Consider the following 22,317-nt stretch of genomic DNA (forward strand, 5'->3'; position numbering starts at 1 on the left):
TGCCGCCTAGCCTTGGCACATGCCTCCCAAGACCAAGCAGCAACCAGCGTTCAAGTGCACCGAATGCGGCGCAGCGTCGCTGAAGTGGTTCGGGCAATGCCCCGAGTGCCAGGCCTGGGGCACCCTCGTCGACCGCTTCGAATCGCAGACCGCTGGCCGCATCCAGGCGGCCACGATCAGCGAGTCACGCGCCGCACGACCGATCACCGAGGCGCCTATCGACAACGTCGCCCACCGCCCGACGGGCATCGGCGAGTTCGACCGCGTGCTCGGCGGTGGACTGGTGCCTGGCGCCGCCATCCTGCTGAGCGGCGAGCCCGGCGTTGGCAAGTCCACGATCCTCCTCGAGCTCGCGTCACGCGTCGCCGCGAAGGGCACGACCGTGCTGTACGCATCGGCAGAGGAGTCCGTGAACCAGGTGCGGATGCGCGCCCAGCGCACCAACGCGCTCCACGACACCCTGTACCTCGCGAGCGAGACCGACCTCTCGACCGTCCTCGGCCAGATCGAGCGCCTCGACCCTGGCCTCATCATCGTCGACTCCGTGCAGACCGTCGCGAGCGATACCGTCGACTCGCTCGCCGGCCAGCCCAGCCAGGTGCGCGAGGTCGCATCCGCCCTCATCCGAGTCGCGAAGACCAGGGGCGTGCCCGTCATCATCGTCGGCCACGTCACGAAAGACGGCACGATCGCGGGGCCCCGACTGCTCGAGCACCTGGTCGACGTCGTCGCCCACATCGAGGGCGACCGCCACACGGCGCTTCGCTTCGTGCGCACCATCAAGAACCGCTTCGGCCCCACGGACGAGGTCGGCTGCTTCGAGATGACCGGCGAGGGAATGACGGAGGTGCCAGACCCCTCAGGACTCTTCCTCAGCGAACGCCCCGAGCCGGTCAGCGGCACGTGCGTGACCGTCGCGCTCGAGGGGCGACGCGCCCTCCCCGTCGAGATCCAGGCGCTCGTGCAGAAGACCAACGCCCCGAACCCTCGCCGCGTCACCAACGGCGTCGACACGAGCCGCGTCGCCATGCTGCTCGCCGTGCTCGAACGACGCACCAAGCACAAGCTCTCCGAGTACGACGTCTACGTGTCGACCGTCGGCGGGGTCAAGCTGCAAGAACCCGCGGCCGACCTCGCCATCGCCATCGCCATCGCCTCCTCCATCCGCAACCGGCCCGTGCGCGACGGCACCGTCGTCTTCGGCGAGGTGAGCCTCGCCGGAGAGATCCGCCGTGTCGCATCCGCCAACCTCCGAGCGGCCGAGGCCAAGCGCATGGGCCTCGCCCACGTCGTCGACCCTTCCATCGGCAGCATCGACCGCGCCCTCACGGCCGCGCTCGGCAACTGACCGCAGACCTCTCACTCGGAACGCGAGCCACCCGAAGGCTCGAGGAGTCCAGAAACGCGAGTAGGCCCGGAGCGATGCTCCGGGCCTACTGCTCATCGACCGCTGGCCGAATCAGTGCTGCGTGCGCGTGCTACGCGTCGCTGCCCGCGCGTCGGCGGAGCAGGATCGCGGCGCCACCGGCGACGAGGAGCGCAAGCGCGCCCGCGATAGCCGCGAACATGGCGTTCTCGTCAGCTCCGGTCGTGGCGAGGGCACCGTCTCCGGCGTCCGCCGTCGGAACCGGCGCAGCCGTGGCGCTTGCCGTCGGCTCGACGGTCGCGGTCGGGGTGACGGAGACCGTCGGTCCCGGCGTCGCGGTCGGCGTCTCAGCGGCCGCCTGAACCGAGACCGGCACGGCGACGGATGCCGCAGACAGGTCCGCGAGGAACGTCAGCGTGCCATCCCCCACCGTCGAGTCGACGGGAACGGTGAAGCTCACATCGACGAGGTTCGCGTCAGCAGCGACGTCGACAGACCCGATGCCGATCTGCTCATCGCCGAGCCACACCGTGACCGAAGAGCTCTGGATGAATCCCACCGACTGCAGGTTGAACTTCGCGACCTTCAGCGAGTAGCTCTCACCTGCCTGGAACTTGTTGTCCGTGGGCAGGCCGACGACCTCGAAGCCGTTGCGCTGAACATCCGGGACGACACCAGTCGATCCCGCGGCAGTCTTCGCGCGAACCCAGTTGACGAACGCGTCGAGATCGATGAGGCCCGTGTCCTTGACGCTCTCGGCGTTGTTCAGCGAGTGGAAGTTGTCGCCACCCGCGGCGAGGAACGTCGGCATCGCCACGTTGTAGACCTGGCCGCTCGAGACGGGCTCACCGTTGATGGAGAGCGACACGATGCGCTCCATGCGCGGCCGCGAGCTGTCGAACGCGTACGTGAAGTTGTCGCTCAGCCCGAGCTGCAGGTAGTCGCGCGACGGCACCTCGCCGCCAGCGGTGAGCTGCCACTGCTCCTCGAGCACGTTCTTCAGCTCCGCGCCGGAGATGCTGACGACCGACAGGTTGTTCGCGAAGGGAAGGACCGTCGCGGCTTCCTTGTACGTGATCTGACCGTCGTTGTCCAGCAGGTCAGCACGGAGACCACCCGGGTTGATGATCGCCGCGTCGACGTCGAAGCGGCCCGTGTCACTGATCGACTCGAGCATCGACTGCGCGACGATGCCACCCAGCGACGACTCCTCCGCACGGTTGTCCTGTCCGCCCTCGGCGACCACACCGGTGGTGGAGCCATCCTCGGCCATCTCGATGGAGTCGGGGACGAACGTCTTCGCCCTGGAGATGTCACCCTGCTGGGTGCCGATGACCTCAGCCCCAAGCACGTCGGCCGTCGCGATGGCTGCGTCGAGCTTCGCCTTGATGTCGATGATGCGCTTGTCGTTGACGTACTCGATGGGCGCCGGGTTCTTCGGCGGGGCAGCGTCGGGCTTCAGCGTCGCTGGGTCAATCGAGTCGTAGACGGGCACGATGGAGCTGTCCGAGGCGGTCACGTTGCCCGCGGCGTCGACCGTGAGCACGACCTGCGCGAGGTTCTCCGCGTACTGCCCGGCCTGCACGATGGGACGGGTCGATGCACCGTTCGGGGCGTCGTAGGCGTAGGTCTGGTGCGTGTGCGCGTTGAAGATCGCGTCGACCTCGGGGGCCGTGTCCTCGGCGATGGAACGGAAGGTGCTGCTCTCCTGGTTCTCATCGAGAGGAGCGTCGGACTTCGGCGCGCCCTCGTGGTAGGAGGCGATGATGACGTCGGCCGACTTCGCCGCCGTGATCTCGGCAGCCACCTCGTTGACCGCCTCGACGGGGTCGCCGAAGGTGACGCCCGTGATGCCGTCGGGCGAGACGAGTGCCGAGGTCTCCTCCGTCACGGCCCCGATGACGGCGACCCTGACGCCGTCGACATCGAAGATGGCGTGCGTGTCGAAGGGGTGGCTGCCGTCCGCGAGCGTGACGTTCGCGGCGAGATCGGGGCCGTTGGTCGCCGAGGCGAGCCGGCCGGTGGCGTCGTCGATGCCCTTGTCGAACTCGTGGTTGCCCTGCGTCCACGCGTCCACGCCGATCGCGTTGAGCAGGTCGATCGTCGGCTGGTCCTGCTGGATCGAGGACTCGAAGAGGCTCGCGCCGACAGCATCGCCGTTGGAGATGACGAGGCTGCTGTCCTCGCCGAACTCCTTCTGCGCCTCGAAGACGGAGGCGGCGAACTTCTCGCCGTTGAGGATCCGACCGTGGAAGTCGTTGAAGCCGATGAGGTTGATCTGCTTCGCGCCGTCGGTGGGCGTGATGAAGCTCGGCGAGAGGACGGCTGCTTGAGCTGGTGCCGCGAAGGCAGACACAAGAGCTGCCGTGCCGAGAACGGCAGCGGCAGCGGTGGCGCGCTTGCGAGTGGGCGTCGTCATGAGTCTCCTGGCGATCGACGAACGGACGGAATCGTGCGGAACGTGAGGATGCTCTCAGCTCACACTGTCTTCAAGGTTAACGTTCAGGAGATTTTCGCGAAAGCCCCCGGGCACCCCGCGCGAGTCAGTCGAGAACGAACGTCGCCGGCTGCGACGCGATGCCGTTGACGCTCACGACGAGCTGGTAGTAGGCACCCCCGGCCACCGCATCCGCCCGGTCGGTCCCGCACGTGTCGAGCGAGGAACGCTCGCGCACCCAGGTGATGGGAGGGGCTGTCACCGACTGCCCGGCACCGATCGTGACGATCTCGTCAGCTGGGTCGGTCTGGCAGTGCGACGACACCCAGATCACGTCGGCGCCGCTCGAGATCGTGTAGACCTGCACGGCCGTGCCGACGTTCATGACACACGCTTCGCCGCCCGTGTTGGCGATCGAGAGCGACAGCTGAGGCTGCGCGTCGGGCGCGTAGCTCGTCGCATCGAGCATCGCCGAGACGACAAGCTCAGGGGCTGCGCACTCGGCGGGCCCCGTCGGAGTCGGAGTGGGCGTCGGTGTCGCCTCGGCCGCCCCACCACCGTCGCTTGACGCCGTCGCGGCGGACGACGCCGTCGGCGCACCGGATGCGGAGGCTTCGCCGGGCTCGCCGGAACCCGCCCCGAAGAGGCTCGCGATTCCCCAGATGAGCGCCCCGATGACAAGCACGCAGACGATGAGGAGCGCCAGCCGCCGACGGCGGTAGACGGCCTTGCTTGGTCTGCGGGTCGAACTCACTCGCCAAGGGTACGGACCCGTCCTTGGGACTCCCGTGAGGCGCACCGTGCGACCACTGCGACGCGCCCGAAGAGCCCGTCGCGGCGGCGGAGACTGGCTCTTAGAGCACCTTCAGCATGCGCGTGTTGCCAAGCGTGTTGGGCTTGACGTGGGCGAGGTCGAGGAACTCCGCAACGCCCTCGTCCGGCGAGCGGCGCATCATCTCGTAGGTCTCCGCATCCACGATCTGCTCGCCGACCGAGACGAAACCGTGCCGCTCGAAGAACCCCGTCTCAAAGGTGAGGCAGAAGAGGCGCTCGAGGCCCAGCTGGCGGGCGTCCGCCATCAGCCGGTCGAGGATCACGTGACCGACACCGGTGCCGCGAACCGAGTCCGCCGTCGCGATGGTGCGCACCTCGCCGAGGTCGCGCCAGAGCACATGCAACGCGCCGCAGCCGACCAGCTGCCCGCGCTCATCGACCGCCACCCGGAACTCCTGCACCGCCTCGTAGAGCGTCACGAGCTCCTTTCGCAGGAGCACGTTTCGGTCGACGAGCGGCTGGATGAGCTCGCTGATGCCCACGATGTCGTGCGTGGTGGCCCGTCTGATGGTGATCTCCTGCATCCGACCAGCGTACGCGCGGGCACGAGAGCAGGACGCTCAGGACGACAGCACGGGTAACATCACGGTCATGCGCCTTGGAGTTCTCGACGTCGGATCCAACACCGTCCACCTCATCGTGGTCGACGCCCACCCCGGCGCGAAACCCGTCCCCGAGACGTCCCAGAAGAGCGTGCTGCGCCTCATGCGCTACCTGCAGGCCGACCGCTCCATCTCCGACGAAGGTGTCGCGAAGATCATGGAAGCCATGCACCGCGCCGCCGATGCGGTGAAGAAGAGCAAGCTCGACCACTTCATGCCCCTCGCCACCAGCGCCATCCGCGAAGCCAAGAACGGGCCGGAGCTGCTGAAGCGCATCCACCGCGAGACCGGCATCGACCTGCAGGTCATGAGCGGCGAAGAGGAGGCGCGCACGACGTTCCTTGCGGTCCGCCGCTGGTTCGGCTGGGCCGCCGGGCGCATCATGCTCGTCGACATCGGCGGCGGCTCCCTCGAGCTGGCGGTCGGCGACGACGAGCTCTCCGAGCACGCCATCTCGGTGCCGCTCGGAGCGGGTCGCAGCACCGTCAACTTCCTGCACAACGACCCGCCGACCGACGATCAGGTCGAGGAGCTGCGCAAGTACGCACGAAAGCTCATCAAGGAAGCAGCGGAGACCTTCGAGGGCGGGGCGCGACCCGACCAGTTCGTGGGCTCGTCCAAGACCATCCGCTCCCTCGCCCGCCTCGCCGGCTCGTCCATCGACGGCATCGGCGCGGGGCAGCGCACGACCCTGCAGAAGTGGCAGCTCGACGACTGGGTGCCCCGCCTCGCGAAGCTGCGCTCCGAGGCGCGCCCCGCGCTCCCTGGCATCACCACCGACCGGGCCCTGCAGATCGTCGCCGGCGGCGTCGTCCTCTCCGAGGTCATGCACGTCTTCGACATCAAGCAGCTCGACGTGTCCCCGTGGGCCATGCGCGAGGGGGTCCTCCTCGACTACCTGGACCGCCTCCCGCACTGAGCGCCCGGCGTCACCGCCGCTGTCGCGGGACGTGCTTCGGGATCTGCCACCCCATGAGGGCCGCCCCCACGAACCCAAGCACCCCGAGCATCCCGGACGTGAACGAGATCGACACGACCGCCGTCGCCACCGCCACGATGACGGGCACGGATGCTGCCGACGAGTCGGTGATGAGCCTCCAGGCCCCGAGGAACGGGGCCGGATCCTGGCGCGGCGCGAGGTCGGCGCCGAGCGTCATGAGGATGCCGGAGCCGATGCCGTTCGCGAAGCCCAGCCAGATCGCGAGCACCGTGAACCACTGCTGAGCGGCGTCCCCGACGAGGTCGTGGGTGAAGGCGAGTGTCAGGAAGCCCGCGCCGAGGCCGAGCAGCGCCGGCACGGCGCCCCACACTCGACCGAAGCGGTCCATGACCCAGCCGGACACGAAGAAGAGCGCGAAGTCGACGCCGGCGCTCACGCCGATGACAAGCACCGCCGTGGCGGTGTCCATGCCGATCGACAGCGCCCACAGCGGCAGCATCACGTTGCGCGCCGCCCGCAGCGCTGCCATGATTCCCGCACCGGTCCCGAGCCGGACCAGCACGCCGGCGTTGGCGCGGATCGTCGCGAACACGCCGAGGCGTTCGGGCACGCCAGCCCCCGCACCCTCATCCCCCGCTGAGACCGGCGCCTTCGCGGAATGCGACGGGCGTGCGACCGTCTCGGGGTCCGGCGCGAACAGCAGGATGAGCGCGGCCACCGCGCCGCACACGACGAAGACCCAGAACCCGTACTTGGGAGCATCGAACAGGACGAGGAGTCCCGCGATGATGAACGGCCCGACGAAGAAGCCGGCGCGGAACACCCCGCCGAGCGTCGAGAGCACTCGCGCCCGGTAGCGCAGCGGCACGTAGGTCGTGAGGAACGCGTGCCTCGCGAGGTTGAAGTTGGCGGCGGAGATGCCGATGATGACGACCCCGACGAGCAGCATCCACGGCGCGACGGCGAACGAGCAGAGCAGGATGCCGATGAGGCTCACCCCGAGGGCCGCGAGCATGGCCCGCTTCTCCCCCAGGCGCTGCACGACGGCACCGGCGGGAAGATCGCCGATCATCTGGCCGATCATGAGCGACCCGGCGATGAACCCGGCCAGCTCGATGCCGGCTCCCAGCGAGACCGCCACGGTCGGGATGATCGGGATGATCGCTCCCTCGCCGATCGCGAACACGAACGACGGCAGGAGCGCCAGCAGAGTCACCTGCGCGAGCGTGGCTTCCTTCTTCGGCTTGCCGTGTGACGAGGGTGACGGGGATGCAGGCACGCGTTCCAGCGTAAGCCCGTCCGGTCGCGCACCGGACAGGGCCGCCGGCACTGCACGCTCGCTGCGCGCTCTTGCAGTGTCATTGACGACACTGTGTGACGCACACTATGGTGTGAGTCATGGGCCCAGAAGAGACGCACGACATCCACCTGCAGGAGCTCCGCAGGGGCACCGTCGTGCTCGCATGCCTTCGCCTCCTCGCCGAGCCGGGCTACGGCTACGGACTCCTCGAGGCACTGCAATCCCGAGGCTTCGACACCGACGCCAACACCCTCTACCCGCTCCTTCGCCGCTTGGAGAAGCAGGGTCACCTCACGAGCGAGTGGAACACCGACGAGGCGCGACCTCGCAAGTTCTACCGCGCCAGCCCATCCGGTGCCGCACTCGCCGCCGCGATGACCACCGACTTCCGCTCCCTCGCCCAGGCGATTGAGCACCTCCCAGAAGGGGCCTGACATGACGACCATCACCGACACCCTGACCGAGCGCTACGTGAGCGCCGCCATGCGCACGGTTCCCGACGACCAGCGCGCCGACCTCGAAGCAGAGCTGCGCGCCTCCATCCGCGACCTCGTCGATGCGCGAGTCGAATCCGGCGAGGCGGGCGATGCCGCCGAGGTGGCCGTGCTCACCGAGCTCGGCGACCCTGAGCTGCTCGCCGCCAGCTACACCGACCGCCGACTGTTCCTCGTGGGGCCTCGCTACTACCTCATGTGGTGGCGGCTCCTGAAGACCCTGCTGTGGATCGTGCCGGTGTGCGCGGCCTTCGGTGTCGCGATCGCGCAGACGCTCATCGGCAGCACCATCGGCGAGATCATCGGCGAGGTCGCGGCAGTCACCTTCAGCGTCATCATCCACGTCACGTTCTGGACGACCCTGGTGTTCGTGATGCTCGAGCGCTCCGGTGGCCAGTCCAAGCAGGAGCAGTGGAGCGTCGCCGACCTGCCGGAGATCCGCCAGACCGGTGCGGGCAGATCCGAGCTCATCGCCTCGCTCGTGTTCCTCGCACTCGGGACCGGCGCCGTCGTCTGGGACCGCTTCATCGGCTTCGTGCCGACGCAGCCGAGCCTGTCGTTCTTCGGCCACGACCTCTGGCCGTGGTGGGCCCTCGCGCTTCTGGTGCTCTTCGTGCTCGAAGCGGCCTACAGCGTGGCGCTCTACCGGACGGGCCGCGTCACGCTGCCCCTCGCCTGGGCCAACGCGGTGCTCGCGGTCCTGTTCATGTCGCTGCTCCTGACCACCCTGGGTCGCGGCCTGCTGCTCAACCCGGACTTCTTCGCCACCGTCATCCCAAGCGCCGACAGCGCGGCGACGGTGACCACCATCGTGACCGTGATGATCGCCTTCGGAGTCCTCGCCACCAGCGTCTGGGACATCTGGGACGGTTTCCGCAAGGCAACCCGCTAGCGGGCGACGGGGCGCGCACGACGAAGCCCCCGCATCACGTGGATGCGGGGGCTTCGTCGGATGCGCGTGCGGAGGTTACGCGGTCGGCGCGTCACCCTCACCGGCGTCGGCGATGATGCCCTCAGCCTGCGAGGTCACTCCGCCTGCCGCGACCGTCTCGGGGACGAGGCGCTTCGAGACGTTGAACACGAACTCGTCCTCCGGGTAGTCGACCTCGACGTGGTCGCCGGCCTTGAGCTCGCCGCGGAGGATCTTCTCGGAGAGAAGGTCTTCCACCTCGTGCTGCACGGCGCGGCGCAGCGGGCGAGCGCCGAGCGTCGGGTCGAAGCCGACCTTGATGAGCTTGCGCTTCGCGAGCTCGGTGATCTCGACCGTCATGTCGCGGTCGAGCATGCGCTCGCTGAGGCGACCGATGAAGAGGTCCACGATCTGCAGCAGCTCGTTGGTGGAGAGCTGCGGGAACACGATCGTGTCGTCGACGCGGTTCAGGAACTCGGGCTTGAAGTGCTTCTTGAGCTCCTCATTGACCTTCGACTTCATGTTGTCGTACGACACCGAGGCGTCGCCTTCGAGCTGGAAGCCGACGGGGCCGCCGGAGATGCCCTTCGTGCCGAGGTTGGTCGTCATGATGATGACCGTGTTCTTGAAGTCCACGACGCGACCCTGGCCGTCGGTGAGACGGCCTTCTTCAAGCACCTGGAGGAGCGAGTTGAAGATGTCGGGGTGAGCCTTCTCGATCTCGTCGAACAGCACGACGGAGAACGGCTTGCGGCGCACCTTCTCGGTGAGCTGGCCGCCCTCTTCGAAGCCGACGAACCCTGGAGGGGCACCGAAGAGCCGCGAGACCGTGTGCTTCTCGCCGAACTCGGACATGTCGAGCGAGATGAGCGCCGACTCGTCGTCGAAGAGGAACTCCGCGAGCGCCTTGGCGAGCTCCGTCTTTCCGACGCCCGTCGGGCCGGCGAAGATGAACGAGCCGGACGGACGGTTCGGGTCCTTGAGTCCGGCGCGGGTGCGGCGGATGGTCTTGGACAGGGCCGCGATGGCCTCGTTCTGGCCGATGACCCGCTGGTGCAGGGCATCCTCCATGAACACGAGACGCGCGGTCTCTTCCTCGGTGAGCTTGAAGACGGGGATGCCGGTGGCCTGCGAGAGGACCTCGGCGATCAGGCCCTCGTCGACGGTGCCGGTGGACTTGACGTCGCCCGACTTCCACTGCTTCTCGAGGCGAAGGCGCTCGCCGAGGAGGTTCTTCTCGTCGTCGCGCAGTGACGCGGCGCCTTCGAAGTCCTGCAGCTCGATGGCCTGCTCCTTGTCGGCGCGAACGATCGCGATCTTCTCGTCGAGTTCGCGCAGCTCGGGGGGCGAGGACAGCACCGAGAGGCGGAGGCGGGCGCCTGCCTCGTCGAGGAGGTCGATCGCCTTGTCCGGCAGGAACCGGTCGGAGACGTAGCGGTCGGCGAGGGTTGCCGCGGCGACGATGGCGTCGTCGGTGATGGACACCTTGTGGAACGCCTCGTACTTGTCGCGGAGCCCCTTGAGGATGTTGATCGTGTGCGCGATCGACGGCTCCTCGACCTGGATGGGCTGGAAGCGTCGCTCGAGCGCCGCATCCTTCTCGAAGTGCTTCTTGTACTCGTCGATCGTGGTGGCGCCGATCGTCTGCAGCTCACCTCGCGCGAGGAGCGGCTTCAGGATGCTCGCGGCGTCGATCGCGCCCTCGGCGGCACCCGCACCAACGAGGGTGTGGATCTCGTCGATGAAGACGATGATGTCGCCGCGTGTGCGGATCTCCTTGGTGACCTTCTTGAGGCGCTCTTCGAAGTCACCGCGGTAGCGGGACCCGGCGATGAGCGAGCCGAGGTCGAGTGAGTAGAGCTGCTTGTCCTTGAGCGTCTCGGGAACCTGCCCCGTGACGATCGCCTGGGCGAGGCCCTCGACGACGGCGGTCTTGCCGACGCCCGGCTCGCCGATGAGGACGGGGTTGTTCTTCGAGCGGCGCGACAGGATCTGCATGACGCGCTCGATCTGCTTCTCGCGCCCGATAACGGGGTCGAGCTTGCCCTCGCGAGCGGCCTGCGTGAGGTTGCGGCCGAACTGGTCGAGCACGGCGGAGCCCTGGGCTGCCTGCTGCGGCTGGTCCGCTCCCGCGACGACCTGCTCCTTGCCCTGGAATCCGCTCAGCAGCTGGATGACCTGCTGGCGCACCCGGTTGAGGTCGGCGCCGAGCTTCACGAGCACCTGAGCTGCGACACCCTCGCCCTCGCGGATGAGGCCGAGGAGGATGTGCTCCGTGCCGATGTAGTTGTGGCCGAGCTGCAGCGCTTCGCGGAGCGACAGCTCAAGCACCTTCTTGGCTCGCGGCGTGAACGGGATGTGCCCCGTCGGACGCTGCTGGCCCTGGCCGATGATCTCCTGGACCTGCTCACGTACGGCAGGCAGCGAGATGTCGAGGGATTCGAGCGCCTTGGCGGCGACCCCTTCACCCTCGTGGATGAGGCCGAGGAGGATGTGCTCGGTCCCGATGTAGTTGTGGTTGAGCATCTTCGCCTCTTCTTGGGCGAGGACGATCACGCGACGGGCGCGGTCGGTAAATCTCTCGAACATCCGTTTCTCCTTCGACTCCCTGACCTCGACACCTGGCTACAGGGTCGGGGGCCGTGTACAGAGAGAGTAACGGCGTCAACCTCCGTTTCCCTCCCCTGTTCGCCCTGGGCGTGCGGATGCGTCGCCCAGGTACGCGAATGCGCCGCCGCTGGTCTCTTCGACCGCGCGACGGCGCATCCCTTCTTCAGCTTCCGAGCGCTAGAGGCACTTCTCGAAGGCGAGGTCGCTCAGCCCGATGAGCTGGTTGTGGTTGGCGTCCAGCTTCTTGAGGTCCTGGTAGTAGCGGAAGGTGACCTCGCTGATGGGACCCGTGTAGAAGAGCTGCACGTTGCCGTTGAGGGACGTGCTGGGGATCTCGCCTTCGGTGGCCTTGCGCCACGGGCTTGCGAGCGTGCCGCTGCCTTCGAGCGCGGATGCTCGCGTGGACGAGGTCGGCGTGGTCGTGGCGATGACGGCGTCGCGGTGGTTGCCCGGCGCCCAGTCGAGGTCGAAGATCGTGAACGAGAGCTTCGTGACCGGTTCGCTGAAGACGATCTTGACGTCGACGCCGCTGCCGGAGCGGGCGGTCCCGTTCTCGATCTTGATCCACTTGAGCGACTGCGGGTTGCCACCCTGTGGTCCGTCCTGGACGGTCCCGTTGGTCGACGAGCCCGTGAAGCCTCCGTAGCCGAGGTAGCTCAGGGTCGCGGTGACGCCGGTGCCGGGGAAGGGGATGCTCGTGGGCTTGGTGCCCGTCTTGAGCGCGTTGTAGTTGGTCTTGATGACGCATCGGGAGGCCGCCTGCGCTGGCGCGGCGGTTGCGAGGGCGATGACGGGGGTTGTCCACGCGGCGGCGCGCAGCACGGAGCGGCGAGTGGTGCCGCCCTTCTCGTCGGTGGTGACTGGGGCGGATGAGGAGCTGGGGGTTTCTGACAAGGGGGAACCTCTTCGGAGCAGATCGGGGGAAGTTGCTTCCGCGCCGGTGGGCGCGTGGTTCGCCGGTGCATCCAGTTCGGAGGTACCGAGCGGCTCAATAGCACCCCGGTTTCGAATCCGTTCTCGTGAAGTCACCCCAGACTTCACCCTAAGTTGTATCTACAATTAAATGGCCCACCAATTTCCCCGGGCACCAACGACGAAACCACCCCGGGCTTCACCCCGGAGTGGCTTGCGGAACAGAAGAGCGACGAACTACTCGCCGTTGCGATCCCGGAGCAGGCCCAGAGATTCGGCGCGACGGAGGGCCTCTGGCCGCGTGTGGACACCGAGCTTCTTGTAGGCAGAGCGCAACTGGGTCTTCACGGTGTTTGGCGAGACGAACAGCTCCTCGGCGATCCGCGTCGGCGAGGTGTGCCTTGCGAGCGCGTGAACCACGACTCGTTCGCGCTCCGTGAACTGCGGCATGGCGCTCACTTCCTGGAAGTTCGTCACCACGTCGAGCGAGTCGAACATCGCGATGTCATCCGCGCCGCCGGATTCTCGGCTGAGCTCAGCCAGCGCGTTGCGGTCGCGATCGGGCAGCATGAGCAGGGGCGAGACGAGCCCATATTGGAGCGAGAGCCCGGCAGCGAGGCCGACCATGCTCCGGGCGACGTCGCGGTCGCCATCGCGCAGCGCACCGGCCGCGCCGATGAGGTGCATCGCCATGCGCATCCTCGGCGTCGTCACGAAGTCCAGCGACCGCGAGACCCACTGCATCGACTGATCCGTGTCGCCGTCGACAAGAGCGAGCAGCGACCTTGCCGGCAGCGTCCGGAAGTCGTCGACGGCGTACCCCTCCAGCAGCTTGCGTGCGCGTGCCGGGCGACCGGCGGCGAGCCAGAGGACGACGAGAAGGGACTTCACGCGGAACAGGCCGAGACTCTCGCCGACCCCAGAGGCGGCAAGCGGGCCCTCGAGCATCTCCTCGACCCGCCTGGCCTCCGCGAGCGCCTCGCCCTGCGCCAGCCGAGCAAGCATGACGGGCTCCTGCAGGTAGGGCCAGAGGTCGGACGTGACGGTGAAGCGCTCGATATCCTCGAGAGCCGCCTGCGCCTGCATCCACTCACCGCGCTCGAGATACCCGTAGGACTTCGCGATATGCCCGAAGGTGCCGAGGTGTCCGCGCGAGCTTGTCGTCATCCACGCACCATCTTCGACCTGCGCGAGCATCGCCTCCGAGGCGGGCATGTCACCATCGATGGCCTTGTAGCCCGCCGCGTCCCAGAACGACAGGTTGCGGGAGCTGTTCGACTGCGGCACCACGAAGGTCTCCTCGAGTGCGGCGTGCGCCCCCGTCATGTCGCCGACGAGGAACAGCGAGAGCGCCGCCCCGCGAGTGAAGACCGGAGACAGCGTGGGCGACGCCCCCACCCGGGACTGGGCAGCGGCGAGGCCGAGCGCTTCCCGCGCGAGCTCAGCCGACTCGAGGTACCTCCCGAGGGTGCGCAGCGCGAAGACCTTGAAGCAGAGGTACTCGCAGCGACGTGCGACCGAGAGGTCGCTCGGGATGCGCATCCCGGCCGCGATCTGCAGGAGCGGCTTCGCACCGCTGCGCAGCACTGGGTTGGCGAGACGGGCGAGGCCGAGCACGAACGCGAGCACGGGGTACGCGACGAGCACGTCCTGCGGGAGGTGCTGCAGCCGCGATACATAGCGATCCGTCGTGTAGGCCTCGACGACCGTGAGCAGCAGGCGTGCGCAGATGCGTGACGCGAGGTCGAAGTCGTCGACCTCGAGCGCCAGCTCGAGAGCCCCTTCCGGGTCGCCGTTTGCGCTCAACCACGCCGCGGCGAGAGAGGCTGCGCGTCGATACTCGGCCGGGGAATCGGCCCGCAGCTCCTCGTGCAGCGCCTCGCGGAGCGCCGTGACGTACTGGAAGGCCCTGCTGCTGCGGGTGAACGAGATGTGCCTGCCGAAGCCGTCCGCTTCGAGCATCTCGATCGCCGCGTCCGGATCCAGGTCGGGCACGAGCATCCGCGCGAGCGAGGCGTCGAAGTACGGCACGACGCTGGTGATCCTCGCGAACCTGGCGAGCTCGGCGTTGGGCAGCTGACCGGAGAGGTTCGTCGAGTTGAGCGCATTCTCGCGCCAGTGGAATGCGCGCGGGCCTGACCGGGAGAGCTCGAGGATGGCCGCGCGGACGGCGATGGCGTAGCCACCGGTCGCCTCGTACACCTCCGCTGGCGTCGCGATATGGGTCTGCCCCACGACGAGCTCGAAGAAGGCCGCGACCTCGGCCTCCGTGAACTCCAGGTCGATGTTGGTCACGACACGAACTCGGCCCTGCAGCTGGAGCCTCGACTGGTCGAGCGTGGTGCGGCCCCTCGCGGCGATGATGACCCGCATGTTCGGGACGCTCTCGGCGCCTCTGAGGAGGTCCTGGTCGACAATCGGCACGAGGTCGCCGAGCCGCTCGTAGCCGTCGATGATGATCGTGAAGGGAACCTCACTGCGCATGGCCACGACGAGGTCGCGCTTCTCGAAGTCATCGCTGTTGATGAGCGTCACGAGGTCGTCGTATTCGAGGCTGGTGAGGAGGCCCTCGCGGAGGGCCGCGCGCGCGATCTGCTCCCAGACGCTGTTGCGGGTGGTCGTGGCGGTGCTGAAGGTCACCCAGAGCAGGCGGCCCGTGTGGCGACCGGATTCGGCCCACATCCGCAGGAGCGTCGTCTTGCCGTATCCGCTCGGCGCGTGGAGCAGGGTGATGCGCGTCGAATCATCGTCGAGCGCCCGGAGGAGGCGCTGCCTCACCAGTAGTTCTCGCGTGGTTGCGTGCACTGAATTCACCCCAGCTCAAGTCCATGAATACTCACCTACCAAATGGATGGTCATGACTCTAACTCGCTGATCCAGCTTTGACGAGATCCGGGTGACCGGGGATTCACCGGGGATCATGCCATACCACACCAGAGGTTTGCCACTTTCTGGCGGGCGCGGGACGGGCGAATCGACACTCATCGAATGCTCTTCCCGAGGGAGAATCGACCTGCAATCTAGCGCTGATCAGCGCAAACTTGCTCGGCCATGGTGAGCGCGCCGGCGCCATCAAGGCTCGAGCCCCAGGTGAGCTGGAGCTCGCGCGTCAGATCCGGCCACTGCGACCCCGACCAGAATTCACAGTCACGCACACCGAACTTCAACTCGAAGACGCCGAGGCCCGTGAGGTTGTTCCCCACGAAGTTGACGCTGAAGTCCCTATTCGTGCGCTGCAGCTCCGGGACGAGGTCACGCAGCTCCTGCCACTCCACGGTCTCCCGGAACGCCTTGGCCGCCTCGCCCGCCTTGATTCCCTGCATCGTGTCGTCGAAGGCGGTGACGTTGACCTGGGTCCCGCCGAGGGCCGAATCATCCACGCGCACGTGGACGCTCGCGAGCTGCTCCGACTCGTCGAACACCGCGCTCGTCTCCCGGACGAACTCGACCTGCTCGGCGGTGGGGAGCTCGCTCTGCACGAACTGGCCGGTCGTGAACGGAGCAAGACCCATGAGGTCCCACTCCCCCGTGGCAGCGCCTGGGTCGTGGATCGCGCGGGCGGTCTCGAGGAGCTGCGTCGTGCGCTCGCTATCGCCGCGCTCCTCGCTCGAGAGCTCGACCACAATCAGTCGCCCGCGAGCCGCCGCAGACAGGGAGGGTGCGCTGGACTCCGTCGGCGAGACAGTCGCGGGCGCCGGGTCGCCGGGAGCCTGCGTCTCGGACGGCTGTGCTTCGGTCTCCTGCGAGGTGAGACCGTCCGCTGCTGCACCGGATGCCTGATCGGTCACCTCGAACATGCCAGCCGACACCGGCGCCGAGTACGTCCGTGTGGAGATCGATTCGAACCCCACTGCCGCCAGCTCTCGCCAGTAGCCGAGCTGGGCGTGGAGCGACTCCGGAGTCGTGAGATCGAAGTACGAGTATGCGGACCCCGCAAGCCTGAGCTCGACCGTCCCGGCCCACTGGCCCTTGTCGAGCTGGACGGTCGGGAAGGTGGAGGCGTAGTCGCCGATGTCCGCGAGCTCCTCCTCGGTCACCTCCTCGGCCAGCGTGACGACGAGGTCGACCTTGACGGCCCCATCCACCGGCGGGCGGTCGAGGCTCGACGCCTCGACGCCGGGAAGTGATCGGAGGGTCTGATTGAACGACTCGAGCGCGGTCTGCACGGACGGGAACGGCCCGGAAGCGCATCCGGCGAGCATCGTCATCATGACGGCCGCAATGAAGACGGGCAGGGCAGAACGCGGCATCGTCAGCACCCTCCTCCGCGTCCTCGATCCAGCACGACGACGATCAGGTTACGCGTCGCTCCCCGGAGGTATCTGAGGACTCCCCCAGAGCGAGCCCCGCCGTGCCCCACCGAGGTTCAACTCGCCGCCGGAGAACCGGCTGCTTCGCCGTCTGCTCTGACCTCACCAGCCCTGCCGACGTGCACCAGGGAACGCCAGACGAGCGCGAGGATGAGGATGCTCGCACCGAACGCGACCCAGATCGTGGTGACGATGCCGAAGCCCTGGCCGATGAGACCCCCTGCGAAGGTGCCGACGGCCATGCCGCCGATCATCCCGAGGAAGTAGACGCTCGAGACCCGTCCGCGCATGCGGCTCGGGACGGCTCGCCCGCGGATGGTGCTCGCGAGCGTCGCCCAGATGACCGTGTACATGCCGAAGACGAACATCGTGAGGCCAGCGACGATGACGTTCGCCGTCGCCGCGAGAACCAGGTGCAGCACCGTCTCGAGCGCGAGACAGGTGCGCATGAGGCTCGTGTAGGAGAAGCGGCGCTCCAGGCGTCCGTAGAGCGCTGTGCCGACGAGCCCACCGAGTGCCGAGACCGCGAGCAGCAGCCCGTAGCCGGCATCGTCCAGTCCGAGACGCTGCTTCGCATAGAGCACGAGCACGCCGTAGGTCATGCCGTACGTGATGTTGAACGCGAACAGGATGATGGCGAGCGTCCGGACCGGCGGGTTCTGCCAGAGCCAGGCGAATCCCCTCGCGATGTCCCGACGCACGCGGGCCACCGAGCGCACCGTCTCGATCGGCCCGGTCGTCGCCGTCGAGACGGGCGGTGAGGTGATCCGGGACACGAGCACCACAGCGAAGAGCAGGGAGACGACGGTCACGCCGTACGGGATCGCATGCCCGACCGCGAAGATGGCACCGCCGATCGCGGGACCGGCGAGCTGGTTCATGACGGTCTGGCTGGCGATGAGTCGCGAGTTCCCGATGCCGAGCTCTTTCGACGGGACGAGGTCGGGCACGATCGAGGTCCAGGCGTTGTCGGTGAAGACCTCCGCCGACCCCACGAGGAACAGCGCGATGTAGAGGATCGGCAGGTTGATGGTGTCGGTGAGCACGAGGGCCCCGATGACCGCCAGCATCAGGACGCGACTGAGCGCCCCCGTCACGATGATCGCGACGCGGGGCAGGCGGTCGGCGACCACGCCCGCGAAGAGGCCGAACACGAGCCACGGAAGCTGCTGCACGACCAGGGCCAGCGACACGAGCAGCGGGTCCCTGGTGAGGCTCGCGACGAGCAGGGGGCCCGCCGCGATCAGGATGCCGTCGGCGAGGTTCGAGAACAGTGACGAGGAGAGGAGGAATCGGAAGGGCGTGCCGAGCGGCTTCGGGGACGCCCAGTTGAGCAGGAGTGACATGGGTCGGTTCCAGACGACGAGAACTGACCCCCTCTTCGGTGAGGGGGTCGAGGAAGAGCAGGGAAGGTGAGGTGGCGCGCTAGCTGTTCGCGTCGAGCTGAGGGAGGCCGAGGCGAGCGCGTTCTTCGCGCTCGATCTTGTCGGCCATGGCGCGCTCGCGACGATCGCCGGAGAGGATCGAGGTGAGGATCCAGAAGAACGCAGCCCCGATGATCACGGTCGGGATGAGCGACCAGAGCGCGTTGAGGAAGAAGTCCATGATGGAGGGAGTCTACGCGAAGCCGTTCGCGTACCGGCGAGTCTGTGCACATCCGACTCGGTGTCGGCGCATCCGCCTAGGCTGTGCACATGGTCGATCGCTCGAACGTCGAATGCTGGCTCACTGACATGGACGGCGTGCTCGTGCACGAGCAGGCCGCGCTCCCCGGTGCTGTCGAGCTGCTCGCGCAGTGGCAGCGGGACGATACCCCGTACCTCGTGCTCACGAACAACTCCATCTTCACGGCGCGCGATCTCGCGGCCCGCCTGCGCTCGAGCGGCATCAACGTCCCGGAAGATCGGCTCTGGACCTCGGCGCTCGCGACGGCGGACTTCCTGCGCCAGCAGCTGCCAGGCGGGTCGGCGTTCGTCATCGGCGAGGCGGGACTGCTCACGGCGCTGCACGACGCGGGCTACATCATGACGGAGACCGACCCCGACTTCGTCGTCGTCGGCGAGACCCGCAACTACTCGTTCGACGCCATCACGAAGGCCATCCGCCTCATCGGCAACGGTGCGCGCTTCATCGTCACGAACCCCGACGCGACCGGCCCGAGCGCCGATGGCCCCATGCCCGCGACGGGTGCCATCGCTGCCCTCATCACGAAGGCGACCGGCCGCGAACCCTACGTGGTCGGCAAGCCGAACCCCATGATGTTCCGGTCTGCGCTCAACAAGATCGGCGCGCACTCCCACAACACGGCCATGATCGGCGACCGGATGGACACCGACATCGTGGCGGGCATGGAAGCGGGACTGCACACCGTCCTGGTGCTCACGGGCATCAGCGATCAGCGCGAGATCGAGCGCTACCCGTTCCGCCCCGACGAGATCATCTCCGGCGTGCACGAACTCGTCCGGCCTGCTGGCGAGAGCTGAGTCGGACCCGCCCGCTCAGCCCTGATTGCTAGGCGAACTAGCGATCTGCCGCAGCTCGCGTACCATTGGCGCAGTGACTTCCAGCTCCTCCAGCTCAGCAGCCGCTCCCGATACGCCGAAGAAGAAGGGCCCACCCACGATCAAACGGTGGGTCTTCTGGCCCGCCGCGATCATCGTCATCGGCTTCGCCGGGTTCTCGATCCTCGCCCCGAGCGCGGCTGACACCGCATTCGGCGCCGTCCAGTCGTCGATCGTGCGCAACTTCAACTGGTACTACGTGCTCATCGCGGCGTTCTTCGTGATCTTCAGCCTCGTGATGGGCTTCGGCAAGTACGGCGACATCAAGCTCGGCAAGGACGACGACAAGCCCGAGTTCTCGAACCTCAGCTGGCTGTCGCTGCTCTTCGCCGCCGGCATGGGAATCGGCCTCGTCTTCTACGGGGTGAGCGAGCCGCTCAGCCACTTCATCGAACCGAAGCCCGGCGTCTCCGGCACCGAGAGCCAGCTCGCCCAGCAGGCCCTCTCGCAGACCTACCTGCACTGGGGCGTGCACGCGTGGTCCATCTACATCGTGCTCGGCCTCGCGCTCGCCTACGCCATCCACCGTCGCGGACGACCGGTCAGCGTGCGCTGGGCGCTGGAGCCGCTCCTCGGCCGTCGCGTTCGCGGAGGCTGGGGCAACCTCATCGACGTCGTCGCGCTGGTCGGCACCATCTTCGGAGTCGCGACCTCGCTCGGCCTCGGTGTGCTGCAGATCGGCTCGGGCCTGGAAGCCGCAGGCATCCTCGAGTCCTCCACGACCTCGTCCATCGCCATCATCGCCGTCATCACCGCGTTCGTGCTCTTCTCGGTGATCTCCGGCGTCGGCAAGGGCATGAAGTGGCTCTCGAACATCAACCTCACGCTGGCGGGCGCGCTGCTCATCTTCATCCTCATCGTCGGACCGACGCAGTTCCTGCTGCGCGACTTCGTCCAGTCGCTCGGCAACTACCTGCAGAACTTCGTCAGCCTCACCTTCTCGACGAGCGCATTCTCCGGCGAGGCGGGCGTCGACTGGCAGTCGGCGTGGACCACGTTCTACTGGGGCTGGTGGATGTCGTGGGCGCCGTTCGTGGGTGTCTTCATCGCCCGCATCTCCCGCGGTCGCACCGTGCGTGAATTCGTGACGGGCGTCATGCTCGTGCCGACGCTCGTGACCTTCCTCTGGTTCTCCGTCCTCGGCGGCACGGCCCTCTACATGCAGCTGAACGGCATCACCGACTTCGTCCAGGGCGACGGCTCGGTCGACGTCGAAGGGGCCCTCTTCCAGATGCTGGCCCAGCTCCCCGGCGGTGCTGTGCTGACCATCGGCGCGATCATCCTCATCGCGATCTTCTTCATCACTTCCGCGGACTCCGGCGCGCTGGTCATGGGCATGCTCGCGACCGGCGGCCAGGCTGAGCCGAAGCACTGGGTGCGCGCGTTCTTCGCCATCATCACCTCGCTGCTCGCGGTCGCGCTCCTGCTCGCCGGCGGTTTGAACGCCCTGCAGACGGCCGCGATCAGCATCGCGCTGCCCTTCTCGATCGTCCTGCTCCTGTCCTGCTGGGCGACGGCCCTCGCGTTCGCGCGAGAGAAACGTGCCTACGACCGGGCCAGCCGCGCCGCCCTGGTCGGCCACATCGGCGACTTCTACGGCCTCGAAGTGGACGAGCCCGTCGAGCGAGCACCCGGCAAGATGTTCCCGTGGCTGCGGAAGGCGAACGTCATGAACGTGCCCGTTGCGGGCCCGCAGACGAGCCAGGTCGCGGTCGTGGCGCAGGCTGACGAGCCCAAGAACGGCTGACCGCCGAGCGGGTCGGTCTCGAGCCAGGTAGGGGCCGGATGCACACGCATCCGGCCCCTACCTGTTCCTCTGCCAGCACCTCACGCCCCCGCCCTCCCTCTCCCCGGATGTCAACCCTCAGCGAGCATTGACCGCGAAGCCCCACCCTGGAGTGGATGCAGAAACTCGCCGGCGCCCTCCTCCCCGCGCTCACGCCTTCCCGACTCCTCCACGTGGCCAAGACAGCCGCCGCCGCAACGCTCGCCTGGTACGCCGGACACCTCGTCCCGGGGGAGGCGAACGCCTACGCCTACTACGCTCCCCTCGGCGCACTGGTCGCAAGCGTCCCGACCGTGGCCGGATCCGTGCGATCGAGCGTCCAGGTCGTGGTCGGTGTACTCCTGGGCGTGCTCGCCTCCGGAGCGCTCCTGACCCTCGGCACCCCCGTGGCGCTGGCAGTCCCCGTCGCGGTCGGTGTCGGCACCCTGCTCGCAGGGATTCCGGTCTTCGGCGCGGGCCGCGACTACATTCCCATCGCAGCCCTCTTCGTCTTCGTCGTCGGCGGCGCGAATCCCGACGGATTCTCCATCGGCTACGTCGTGCAGATGGCTGTCGGCGCGGCCATCGGCGTCGGGCTGAACCTCATCGTGCCTCCCGCCACCGGCCGGAAGCAGGCCATGGAGGCGATGAGCGCCCTCAAGACCACGATCGCCGACACCATCCAGCGAGCGACGGAGCTACCAGCCGGCGATGCTCCGGAGGACGACCTCAAGGACTGGCGAAGCTCGCTGCTGCGCCTCGACGGCGAACTCGCCGACGCGAAGACGCTCGTCGCCGAGGTGCAGGAGAACCTCCGTGGCAACGCCAGAGGTCTTCGCGCGAAGTTCGACAGCTCCTCCGTCCAGGCGGAGCTGGACAGCCTCAGCCGCATCACTCGACACATCGCCGAGCTCCAGGATCCGTTCCTCGAAGTGTCCTGGAGCGAGGCGAAGCCCGAGTCCGGGCGTGCACTGCAGGCCTCGGGAGAGCAGCTCGGGCAGCTGCTGCGCGCCTGGGACCAGAGCGAAGCAGATCTGCACGCACGCCTCACCGCCGCTTCCTCGGCCCTCGACGACCTGCAGCGGCTGGAGTTCGAGGATCACACGGGGTGGGATCCGCCAGCGCAACGCCGTTCCGTCACGATCTACGCGCTCAGGAAGATCGTCGCCGAGATCGAGTACCGCGTGGAGAGCCAGAAGAGCACGGCCTCCACGGCGTAGGCGCGACCCCCAGTTCCCCGCCCGCGCGCCCCGCACTTCCCGCCTCGCTCCCCGCC

Annotated in this window: 17 protein-coding genes; 7 read left to right on the plus strand and 10 right to left on the minus strand. The window is 67.7% G+C overall.

Going from position 1 to position 22,317, the window contains the following annotated elements; all coding sequences use genetic code 11:
* Positions 1-19 precede the first annotated feature (19 nt).
* Positions 20-1,348 (plus strand): DNA repair protein RadA, encoded by a 1,329-nt coding sequence (radA, locus tag C5E05_RS18990; protein WP_104242905.1) that lies wholly within the window; start codon positions 20-22, stop codon positions 1,346-1,348.
* A gap of 130 nt (positions 1,349-1,478) precedes the next feature.
* On the opposite strand, the gene C5E05_RS18995 is transcribed toward radA, so the two are convergent.
* The 3 genes from C5E05_RS18995 to C5E05_RS19005 all read right to left on the minus strand — a co-directional run bounded on the left by C5E05_RS18995 (position 1,479) and on the right by C5E05_RS19005 (position 5,161).
* Positions 1,479-3,785 (minus strand): 5'-nucleotidase C-terminal domain-containing protein, encoded by a 2,307-nt coding sequence (locus tag C5E05_RS18995; protein WP_104242907.1) that lies wholly within the window; start codon positions 3,783-3,785, stop codon positions 1,479-1,481.
* A 124-nt stretch (positions 3,786-3,909) separates the two neighbouring features.
* Entirely contained in the window at positions 3,910-4,557 is a 648-nt protein-coding gene (locus tag C5E05_RS19000) for a hypothetical protein (RefSeq protein ID WP_104342804.1), read from the minus strand.
* Between the two features lie 100 nt (positions 4,558-4,657).
* The gene (locus C5E05_RS19005; protein WP_104242911.1) at positions 4,658-5,161 is read right to left on the minus strand and encodes an amino-acid N-acetyltransferase; all 504 of its coding nucleotides are present in this window, start codon (positions 5,159-5,161) and stop codon (positions 4,658-4,660) included.
* Between the two features lie 67 nt (positions 5,162-5,228).
* Here C5E05_RS19005 and C5E05_RS19010 point away from each other — a divergent pair, with 67 nt between their 5' ends.
* On the plus strand, positions 5,229-6,158 hold the full coding sequence (locus tag C5E05_RS19010; RefSeq protein ID WP_104342812.1) for a Ppx/GppA phosphatase family protein: 930 nt from the start codon (positions 5,229-5,231) through the stop codon (positions 6,156-6,158).
* 10 nt (positions 6,159-6,168) lie between these two features.
* Here the strand turns inward: C5E05_RS19010 and C5E05_RS19015 are convergent, their stop codons facing one another.
* Complete coding sequence (locus C5E05_RS19015; RefSeq protein WP_104342805.1) at positions 6,169-7,458, minus strand: MFS transporter; 1,290 nt, start codon at positions 7,456-7,458, stop codon at positions 6,169-6,171.
* Between the two features lie 119 nt (positions 7,459-7,577).
* On the opposite strand from C5E05_RS19015, the gene C5E05_RS19020 reads away from it, so the two are divergent.
* A complete protein-coding gene (locus C5E05_RS19020) occupies positions 7,578-7,913 on the plus strand; it encodes a PadR family transcriptional regulator (RefSeq protein WP_104342806.1) in 336 nt (111 codons plus the stop codon).
* A 1-nt stretch (position 7,914) separates the two neighbouring features.
* Positions 7,915-8,865, plus strand: a complete 951-nt coding sequence (locus tag C5E05_RS19025; RefSeq protein WP_104342807.1) for a permease prefix domain 1-containing protein — start codon at positions 7,915-7,917, stop codon at positions 8,863-8,865.
* 75 nt (positions 8,866-8,940) lie between these two features.
* Here C5E05_RS19025 and C5E05_RS19030 read toward each other — a convergent pair whose 3' ends face one another.
* The 6 genes from C5E05_RS19030 to C5E05_RS19055 all read right to left on the minus strand — a co-directional run bounded on the left by C5E05_RS19030 (position 8,941) and on the right by C5E05_RS19055 (position 18,320).
* A complete protein-coding gene (locus tag C5E05_RS19030) occupies positions 8,941-11,472 on the minus strand; it encodes an ATP-dependent Clp protease ATP-binding subunit (RefSeq protein ID WP_104242919.1) in 2,532 nt (843 codons plus the stop codon).
* 198 nt (positions 11,473-11,670) lie between these two features.
* On the minus strand, positions 11,671-12,387 hold the full coding sequence (locus C5E05_RS19035; protein WP_146081187.1) for a hypothetical protein: 717 nt from the start codon (positions 12,385-12,387) through the stop codon (positions 11,671-11,673).
* Between the two features lie 255 nt (positions 12,388-12,642).
* The gene (locus tag C5E05_RS19040; RefSeq protein WP_104342808.1) at positions 12,643-15,183 is read right to left on the minus strand and encodes a LuxR C-terminal-related transcriptional regulator; all 2,541 of its coding nucleotides are present in this window, start codon (positions 15,181-15,183) and stop codon (positions 12,643-12,645) included.
* Positions 15,184-15,425: 242 nt separating this feature from the next.
* Entirely contained in the window at positions 15,426-16,655 is a 1,230-nt protein-coding gene (locus C5E05_RS19045; RefSeq protein ID WP_146081188.1) for a hypothetical protein, read from the minus strand.
* A gap of 116 nt (positions 16,656-16,771) precedes the next feature.
* On the minus strand, positions 16,772-18,061 hold the full coding sequence (locus tag C5E05_RS19050) for an MFS transporter (protein ID WP_104299635.1): 1,290 nt from the start codon (positions 18,059-18,061) through the stop codon (positions 16,772-16,774).
* Between the two features lie 79 nt (positions 18,062-18,140).
* The gene (locus tag C5E05_RS19055) at positions 18,141-18,320 is read right to left on the minus strand and encodes a hypothetical protein (RefSeq protein WP_068477200.1); all 180 of its coding nucleotides are present in this window, start codon (positions 18,318-18,320) and stop codon (positions 18,141-18,143) included.
* Positions 18,321-18,409: 89 nt separating this feature from the next.
* Between C5E05_RS19055 and C5E05_RS19060 the strand changes: the two genes are divergently transcribed.
* The 3 genes from C5E05_RS19060 to C5E05_RS19070 all read left to right on the plus strand — a co-directional run bounded on the left by C5E05_RS19060 (position 18,410) and on the right by C5E05_RS19070 (position 22,261).
* Positions 18,410-19,198, plus strand: coding sequence for an HAD-IIA family hydrolase (locus tag C5E05_RS19060; RefSeq protein WP_104242929.1), 789 nt, complete (start codon positions 18,410-18,412; stop codon positions 19,196-19,198).
* A gap of 73 nt (positions 19,199-19,271) precedes the next feature.
* Positions 19,272-21,023, plus strand: coding sequence for a BCCT family transporter (locus C5E05_RS19065; RefSeq protein WP_104342809.1), 1,752 nt, complete (start codon positions 19,272-19,274; stop codon positions 21,021-21,023).
* Positions 21,024-21,178: 155 nt separating this feature from the next.
* On the plus strand, positions 21,179-22,261 hold the full coding sequence (locus C5E05_RS19070; protein WP_104342810.1) for a hypothetical protein: 1,083 nt from the start codon (positions 21,179-21,181) through the stop codon (positions 22,259-22,261).
* Positions 22,262-22,317: the final 56 nt, after the last annotated feature.

Source organism: Pseudoclavibacter sp. AY1H1, from assembly GCF_002931055.1.
Classification (GTDB): domain Bacteria; phylum Actinomycetota; class Actinomycetes; order Actinomycetales; family Microbacteriaceae; genus Pseudoclavibacter.

Coding starts and splice junctions, on each gene's coding strand:
- C5E05_RS19070 (WP_104342810.1), top strand. CDS start 21,179: ATGCAGAAACTCGCCGGCGCCCTCCTCCCCGCGCTCACGCCTTCCCGA.
- C5E05_RS19060 (WP_104242929.1), top strand. CDS start 18,410: ATGGTCGATCGCTCGAACGTCGAATGCTGGCTCACTGACATGGACGGC.
- C5E05_RS19025 (WP_104342807.1), top strand. CDS start 7,915: ATGACGACCATCACCGACACCCTGACCGAGCGCTACGTGAGCGCCGCC.
- C5E05_RS19005 (WP_104242911.1), bottom strand. CDS start 5,161: ATGCAGGAGATCACCATCAGACGGGCCACCACGCACGACATCGTGGGC.
- C5E05_RS18995 (WP_104242907.1), bottom strand. CDS start 3,785: ATGACGACGCCCACTCGCAAGCGCGCCACCGCTGCCGCTGCCGTTCTC.
- C5E05_RS19045 (WP_146081188.1), bottom strand. CDS start 16,655: ATGCCGCGTTCTGCCCTGCCCGTCTTCATTGCGGCCGTCATGATGACG.
- C5E05_RS19055 (WP_068477200.1), bottom strand. CDS start 18,320: ATGGACTTCTTCCTCAACGCGCTCTGGTCGCTCATCCCGACCGTGATC.
- C5E05_RS19050 (WP_104299635.1), bottom strand. CDS start 18,061: ATGTCACTCCTGCTCAACTGGGCGTCCCCGAAGCCGCTCGGCACGCCC.
- C5E05_RS19030 (WP_104242919.1), bottom strand. CDS start 11,472: ATGTTCGAGAGATTTACCGACCGCGCCCGTCGCGTGATCGTCCTCGCC.
- radA (WP_104242905.1), top strand. CDS start 20: ATGCCTCCCAAGACCAAGCAGCAACCAGCGTTCAAGTGCACCGAATGC.
- C5E05_RS19010 (WP_104342812.1), top strand. CDS start 5,229: ATGCGCCTTGGAGTTCTCGACGTCGGATCCAACACCGTCCACCTCATC.
- C5E05_RS19020 (WP_104342806.1), top strand. CDS start 7,578: ATGGGCCCAGAAGAGACGCACGACATCCACCTGCAGGAGCTCCGCAGG.